This window comes from uncultured Aquincola sp. (assembly GCF_964001545.1).
Classification (GTDB): Bacteria; Pseudomonadota; Gammaproteobacteria; order Burkholderiales; family Burkholderiaceae_C; genus Aquincola.
The window spans coordinates 1-1,654 of the sequence record NZ_CAXFDV010000597.1 but is presented as its reverse complement, the minus strand read 5'-3'; the positions used below and the strand labels follow the sequence as shown (position 1 = coordinate 1,654).

The following is a 1,654-nucleotide window of genomic DNA, read 5'->3' as shown; positions in this document are numbered from 1 at the left end:
GGCTCACCTCGCCCAGGGCCTCATGGCTCTCGTAGGCCGCGCCCACCACTTGGACGCCATGGCGTGCGTAGAAGGCCGCGGCCTGGCCGTTGTAGACGTTGGCCAGGTAGCTCAGCGTGTCTTCCGGGTAGGGCACCGGCGGCTCCACGGGCTGGGCGCGCGGCAGCCGCGGCAGCGCCGCCGCGCGGGCCGCTTCCAGTGCGGCCACCGCGTCGCGGCGCAGCGCGTTGAGCACGCCGGCCGGCACGAACCAGGGCTGCTGCAGCGCCAGCCGCACCCGGCGCGCCTCGAAGATCGTGTTGCCCAGCTTGGCCAGCTGGTCCTTCAGCGTGGCCTCGGCCTTGGCGGCGTCACGCGCCGGCTCATGCGGCTGGGCGATGCGGGCGCTGGCGCGGTGGCCGTCTTCGTCTTTGACCGACAGCTCGAAGCCTTCGGCGCCGTCCACCATCGCCTGCGCCAGCGTCAGGTCAAGCGCGATGCGGCGTTCGGCCGAGGGCTTGGCCAGCAGCCGTTCCCAGGCCATGTCGCGGTTGCGGCTGAGGGCGGTGTCGCGCCGCAGGTCCTTCAGGCCGGCCATCGTCTGCCCGCGCGACAGGTTGGGCAGCACCCGCCAGCGGCGGCCGCCCAGCGCGGTGGCGGTATTCACCGGCACGCCCTGCAGCTCGCCCTGGCGGTCCCACCAGGTCAGCGCATCGCCGTTGTGCAGCTGGGCGCCTTCGTCGGCCAGCTCCACGTCGAAGTGATCGGCCGTGACCGCCACCACCTGGCCCAGCGGCATGCCGGCGTGCTTGGGCGTGTCGAAGGCGCCGATGTCGATCTGCCGGCCGTTGACGAAGTAGTCGGTGCCGCCGCGGTTGTAGGCCTGTTCGGGCTCGGGCTGGAAGGTGTAGCGGCAGCGGCCGCTGCTGGCACGGGCCAGGTCGCCGCGGCGTTCCAGCAGCGCATCGAGCAGCTGGCGGTAGTGGGCGGTGACGTTCTTCACCGTCGCCATGTCCTTGTAGCGGCCCTCGATCTTGAAGCTGCGGATGCCGGCATCGGCCAGCGCTTCGAGGTTGGCGCTCTGGTCGTTGTCCTTCAGGCTGAGCACATGCTTGTCGTGCGCGATCACCCGGCCCTGCGCGTCGGTCACGGTGTAGGGCAGCCGGCACTCCTGGCTGCAGCTGCCGCGGTTGGCGCTGCGCCCGGTGTGCGCATGGCTGATGAAGCACTGGCCGCTGTAGGCCACGCACAGCGCGCCGTGGATGAAGAACTCCAGTACCGCGCCCTGCACCTGGGCGGCCACCGCGCGTATCTGGCGCAGGTCCAGCTCGCGCGCCAGCACCATCTGCGAGAAGCCCACGTCCTGCAGGAAGCGGGCTTTCTCGGGCGTGCGGATGTCGGTCTGCGTGCTGGCATGCAACTGCAGCGGCGGCATGTCCAGCTGCAGCAGGCCCATGTCCTGCACGATCAGCGCATCGGCACCCGCCTCGTACAGCTGCCAGGCCAGCTGGCGCGCCGGCTCCAGCTCGTCGTCGCGCAGGATGGTGTTGAGCGTGACGAACACCCGCGCGCCATAGCGGTGGGCATGCGCGGCCAGCCGGCCGATGTCGGCCACCGAGTTGGAAGCCTTGTCCCGCGCGCCGAAGCCGGGGCCGCCGATGTACACGGCATCGGC

At 71.3% G+C, this 1,654-nt stretch carries 1 protein-coding gene; it reads right to left on the bottom strand.

Annotated features, from left to right (window positions below):
* Positions 1-1,654: U32 family peptidase (locus tag ABNT58_RS20665; RefSeq protein WP_348755301.1), on the bottom strand; the 1,654-nt coding region annotated here is incomplete at both ends.